Here is a 6,000-nt window from a genome sequence, read left to right as displayed (position 1 = left end):
GCAACCAACCCCCGACGCGCCCACCCCGCAAACGAACGCAAACCCGACGTCTCCATCAGAGGGTGACCTGCTTTCCGTCCTCAAGCGCGGCAAAGATCGCGGCGCGCACGTCGGCGAGATACCGGTCAAGTGCCAGCTCCGAATCGATGACCACGACGTTCTTCGGAATGTCGATCGAGCCGAGCGACACCGTTACCACTTCATCGGTGACGTTTAGGAGGTCGAATGCCTCCGGCAGGGCCTTCTCTTCGAACCGGTCTCCGAGCTGTCGAATCTCGGCCACGAACTGCACTGCCTCGAGCGGGGCACGGGCGACTTCGAGCACACGGATTGCGCGCTCCTGCGTGTCGTCGTCGGCGGCCTGGAACTGGGCGGACGCGCGCACCTGCGCAATCCGTTCGTCGATCACCCCCATCTCACGCTCACGTTCCTGATCGACCGCGTCTTCGATGGCCGAACGCAGCAGGTTCGCGGCCTGCTTGAGCTTCGCGGTCTTCGCCCCGCGGAAGATTCCCGGGTCGGCGAGCGCCTCGCGGACCGGATTCACCTGATCGTCGTCGACAAACGCAATGTTGCCGATCTGACGGTCGAGCAGTGCCTGCGCCTCATCGAAGATCGCTTTCTGGTCGCCGGCGAGAAATGACTGTACGGGCGCAATGACGCTCTCCTTCGCCTCGAGGAGGAGATCGGCGACCTCAACAAAGCCGTCGAAGAACCAATCCTCGGTCTGCCCCGCCGCGCGATTCAGCAGCTGAAGCGGCTCATCCAGTTCGGACGCGAACGGGTACGCCGTGCCCCGCAGAGCCACGACAAGGTCGCGCTCACCGACGAGACGGTCCCGTACGTGGCGCGCAAGCTCGCCCGGATCAGCGAGTGTCGTCGGCTCATTGAAATAGTCCGTACAGAAGCGCCGCAACCGCTGCACCTTGGCGGGGTCGATGACCTCCGTCACCTTCACGACGGTCTGTGCCTGACGCGCGGTGTTCCTCAGCGTCGAGGCAAGGTCGGGCTGCTTGACGACGTTGCCGTCAACAGACGCCGTGAGCTCCGCAGTCGCGATGAGTCGGGCGAGACCCGAGAGCGTCGCGGCGAGCGGCCACCCGTAGGGCTTCGCCTCGAAGTGGTCGACCAGGGTCTTCACCGTCGCCTGGCCCCCCTGCCGGGCGACCAGCGCGACACGATTGAACACCTCGTCGGTGACCGGCTTGAGCTTTGTGTATTCGATCGCGGCATCCAGAGTCTCCCCATCGCCGCGGGCATAGCTCGCGACATCCGACTCGCTAAACACCACTCCCCCAAGCAGGTTCAGGCTCGGGTAAACCTTGCCGACGAGAGCCTGCAGCCCCTCGTCGAGCTTGCCCTGTGCGTCCTGCGTGCTCGACGCGACATCCTGCGCGTTGACGATGAGCGTCGCGGCACCGACCGCACGGCGGAGTCGTTCGATCAGCTCCTTCCGACGCGCATCGTTCATCGCGCGCTTCGAGAGCAGGATGCTCTGCTCCGCCGCCGACAACGACGGGGTGTTCTTCTGCTTGACGTACTTGTCGGTCTTCAGCAACAGCGTAAGGTCGGGCAGCAACCGATCATCGGCCGCCAGGATCACCCGAAGCTCGTCGCGCCCAGCACTCTGGAGACGCAGATCGGATTCCGCATGCGGGTTGTTGGGCGTGATGACATGAATCGTGAGCGAACGTTGCGCGCCGTGGACCTGGTCGTCGATCATCCACCCAAAGGCAAAGTCCTGTCCGGTCTTCTTGTAGGTGATCTTGGTCGGCCGCATGACGTCTCCGGAGAGCAGCTCGTGCAGCTTCCGGCTGACCTCACTCGAGTCCACGGGAACGTTCTTGATCTCGCCTTCCATCACCTGCTCGTCGTTGGTCAAGTACGAGTAGACGTCGCCGTTGCGCTGGATGTACGTCTGCGCTTCAAGAAGGTCGAGAGCAGCCTTGATGTCGAGGTGCAGCTTCGCGATGTTCTGCTCGAAGTCGTCGAAGAGCAGGATTCCGATGTTGCGAACGGTCGTGTGCTCCTTGAAGCCCTCGACGTACTTCACCAGGAACAGCGCCTTGAGGACCCGCACCGCGAAATCGTCGCCGAGGTTTCGGCGCGCGATCTCGATCTGACCCTTCGCCGCAGCCTTGATGTCCGCTTCGAGCCCGTCGTAGAAGCTGTCGAACGGAGCGAGCGAGCCCACCTGCCGGTCGCCGAACCGCATCGCGACCTGCTGCACCGCCGCGAGCATCGAGCGCTCGCCGACTGCCGCGTTCCGACCCTCGAACGCGTTGTGCTCCGACAGGCCGATCATCGCGAGATGGAACATCCCGAACTGGAAGTTCACGAACGGGTACGTGCCGACGAAGCTCTCGACGTTCGGGTAATTGCGGAAGGTCTTCGCGTTGTCGCCGAATTCGAAGAAGGTCTTGAAGTTCGCGTGCTCCTCTTCGAACAGCACCTCAAGCGCGTCGGCCGCGACCGTAGTCTTCAGCAGGAGGCGCTTTCGGATGACCTCCTCGACATCGTGGCTCGTCAGATTCACGCGCGTCTTGAAGCGGTCACGGATCTTCGAGAAGTCCTGGCTCTGCTCGCGCGTGCGGTCGCCGACGACCTTCTCCATGTCCTCCTGAGAGGTGACGAACACCCACGCGCGGCCTTGACAGGTCGTGTTCAGCGCCTCCGCGATGGTCTGCAGCTCAAGCATCAGGCCCACATTCGAGCCGATGAACTGACCGATCTCGTCCACGAAGAAGGCGAGACGGTGCTGCGTGCTCTCCTGCGCATTCAGCCAGTCGAGCACCTCTTCGGCGAAGTCGCCGACCGACAAGGAGTATGTCTCGCGGTACGAGGCGAGGATGTTCTTCGGCGCATCGTCCCCTGCCCCGGTGACTTCAGCGAAGGCCGGCGCAGCCCACATTTCGGCGAAGACACCAGCGTCGCGGCGATCTTCCCACTTCGCGTTCGCCCGCGCCTGGAACGCCTCCTTGAACGCCTCGAGCTTTCCTTCACGGTCCAGATCCCGCTCGAAGCGCGCAACGTACGGCTGCTTGCCCTCGTACCCCCGCGCTTCGTTGAAGACGCGTGCGAACGCGCGAAGGATGACATCCCCTTGATCCTTGTTCGTAGCCTCCTCAGCGATGTTGAAGAGCAAGCTCGTTCCCGGGATCTTGGCGGACTTCGCGATCAACCCGCGGAGGAACGCGTCATCAGTCTTCGTCTCGAAACTGGTCGCAACTTCGGCTCGCGGGAACTCCTGCCGGGCGACATCGCCGAGCAGATGAGACAGCATCTTCAGCATGTGGGACTTGCCAGAGCCGAAGAATCCCGAAATCCACACGCCGTTGGCGGTCTGATAGTCGATGTACGCCTCGAGTACCTTCGAGAGGTACTTCTCGATCTCGTTGGTTAGGACGTACTCGTCAATCTCAGTACGCAAATGACTGGCATCGCTCGCACGGATCACCCCATCGATGGGGCGAGCGATGTCCTTTACAAAGAGTTCGGCAAGCTTGAGCTGTTCGGGCATGTTCAGACTTCCGTGTCGAGAATGTTGCGAGCGCGATAGTAGCGATCGTCATGGAGGCGGTCGAAGAGAGACAAGGTCGAGCCGAGACCGGCCGAGTGGGTGTAGCTGCCGGGGAAGAACATCACGACCGGGATCGAGCGCGCGATCTCATGAATGTTCTCAAGCACCACGTGAGACCGGATGACGGGATAGATTCCGCCGACACCGGTGAGGATGACGACCCGCGCCGTGGACTCGGCCAATCGACGGCGGATCGCCGGAACGAGGTGTTCACGCGGGTCCAGCATGGACCTCAGATCCTCAAGAAAGTGCTCGCGCGCGACCTGTGGCTCCGTCGCCGCGACGGCCTCGAGGAAGCCCCGCTCACGGAGCAGATCGACGGCCAGCTCATGCAGATTGATTTCAAGCGCAGTGACACCAATCTCAGCAAGCCGCCGCTTGAGCCTCTTCGTTCCCTCCTCCACGTCGCGATGCTTCGACGCGTCATAGGGATAGATGTAGACGGGAATCTCGTTGTTCAGCCCTTCCATCGCAAGGAAGCGCGGGCTGCTCATCACGCGAAAAAGGTGCTCCTCTTGCTGCGGAAGCGCGGTTCGGGTGTTCATGCGCGGGCGGCTCCAGCGATCACATCGTCGTGCAGGGGAAAGACGGAGAGATCGCGCCTCGCTGTCGCATGGCTGAGCACGGCGACCACTCGATCGCTCGGCATCGCAGACTCGATGACACCGTCATCGTTCACGATGCGTGCCTCGCGAAGCATCCTCATCAGGTTCTGACGGAGCTTCGCTACCGTCGATGGCGCCAGAGCCTCGAGTTCCGGGTGCCACTCAGCTTGCCTGCGGAGAAAGCGATCGAAGTCGTCCGCATCAAGGTCGAGATCCAAGGCGAGGAACTTCTCCCGAACGATGTCGCGCGCGAAGTCTGCGACGAATTCGTACTGGCGCGTCAGGGCGATCCACGCGAGCTGAGCCCGCTCCTCGTCGTTGCCATGTTGGAGGAGGTCACGCTCAGCGGAAGACAACCGTGATGTGCGATCGACGAGCTCGCGTGTCAGGCGAGCTATCGAAGCATCTGTGCGGCCCGGCAGCAGACGCTGTGTCTCGAGCCGCCGGCGAGCCCGAACCGGGTCGCCGGCGACGGAGTCAAGCTCGGCCGCAACGAGCGCGAGTTCAGTGACGTACAGGCGCCCCGATGTGAACGACAGCCGGTACTGCGACATCGACGCACACCTCCAGCGTTGTTCGGTTCGCTCGCCTGGAAATGGCAAGTGGAGCAGCTTAGCGGAGTTGGGCGGATTGGCGCATGCCAACCTCTGGCACACCTCGACTAGGCCTGACTTGAGCCTAGCCAGCGGGTGGGGCGATCCGGTGCTGGGCACCGCATGAGCGGATCTCGCGGCAAGTGACGCACCATGGGCCTGACGAGGGTCACTACCCGTGCTGGGGCGGCGTGCCCTGGATCGGGGCGGCAAGAAGCGGCATGGCGTCACGGCCATCGCCTAGGCGACGCCTTCGACATCCTCTGCGCCGACGCTCGCTTCGTTCACTCGGTGCCCCGGCTTCGTGAGCTCGAGGCTTGCGAGGTGCTTCTGCAAACGCTTCGACATCGGAAGGAAGGTCACAAGAGTGAGTCCACCGGAGAACACGGCTCCCGCGACCGGGACGAGCTTCGCTACACCACCGGCAAAGAGCTGTTTCGTCAGTCGGATGCCGAGGTAGGCCGCAACCTTTTTCACGACAGGGTAGATCGCCCCCTTTGTCAGGGCTTGTTGCGGCAGCTTCTTGAGGACTTGTCCGGCGATCATCGCCGACACTCTGGTCACCCCAGCCTGAGCCATCTGAACTCCGAACATCACCCCTACGAACAGGGTGAGCATGCTTTCGGTGGCCTCATCGAGTTCTTCGCCATCATCGGCGAAGAGGTCGGGCCAGCCGTAGACATAGGCCAGCTTCTGAGCGATGCGGAGCACGTGACCGAAATACTGGACAAGGTCGGCGGGGATGGTGCCCACCATCGCGAACCCACCCGGAATTCCAGCCAGCGTGGAGATCCCGGTCACCTTGCTTGTCTCGAACCTGATCGAAGTGTTGGCGACCTCAGTGATTACCTCGAAAGGAACGCCAGCCGCCGCGGGTGTCTCAGCAATCGCGGCGTCGATCTGCTCCTCGGAGCAGTAACGCTTCAGCGCTGCGCGCAGGTAGCTTGCTCGATCGATTCGGACTCCGGGTAGCTTCGCCGAGGCGTCCAGGACCTGTGTGAATCGCGATCCAGGACTCTCAACTTCTTTGCTCTCGGCCATAGCTGACGATCGTATCGGCGGTATCGCCTCACACGTGATCGTGGGCCGGCTTTCCGACGAGCACCGGAGAATCGGGAGGCAGGTCAGCGACGTCATTCCCGCGCGGTTCATGACCGCGCGCTGATTTCGGAGGCCGCGCGGCCCCCGTTCTGGGGTCACGTGTCGTGCGTGATGCTCCCGC

General features: G+C 62.6%; 4 protein-coding genes. All 4 read right to left on the bottom strand.

The window, feature by feature from the left end:
• Positions 1–55: 55 nt before the first annotated feature.
• Positions 56–3,520 (bottom strand): BREX system P-loop protein BrxC, encoded by a 3,465-nt coding sequence (gene brxC, locus ACUY4T_RS08095; RefSeq protein ID WP_446018411.1) that lies wholly within the window; start codon positions 3,518–3,520, stop codon positions 56–58.
• 2 nt (positions 3,521–3,522) lie between these two features.
• Positions 3,523–4,125, bottom strand: coding sequence for a DUF1788 domain-containing protein (locus tag ACUY4T_RS08090; protein WP_446018410.1), 603 nt, complete (start codon positions 4,123–4,125; stop codon positions 3,523–3,525).
• A complete protein-coding gene (locus tag ACUY4T_RS08085) occupies positions 4,122–4,739 on the bottom strand; it encodes a BrxA family protein (RefSeq protein WP_446018409.1) in 618 nt (205 codons plus the stop codon). The genes ACUY4T_RS08090 and ACUY4T_RS08085 overlap by 4 nt, the downstream gene beginning before the upstream one ends.
• 279 nt (positions 4,740–5,018) lie before the next feature.
• Positions 5,019–5,819 carry a hypothetical protein gene (locus tag ACUY4T_RS08080; RefSeq protein WP_446018408.1) on the bottom strand — a complete coding sequence of 267 codons (801 nt, stop codon included), beginning with the start codon at positions 5,817–5,819 and terminating at the stop codon, positions 5,019–5,021.
• Positions 5,820–6,000 lie beyond the last annotated feature (181 nt).

The sequence above is a fragment of the Agromyces arachidis genome (genome assembly GCF_052805135.1).
The sequence above is the reverse complement of the archived record's forward strand: the minus strand, read 5'-3'. Positions and strand labels throughout refer to the sequence as shown.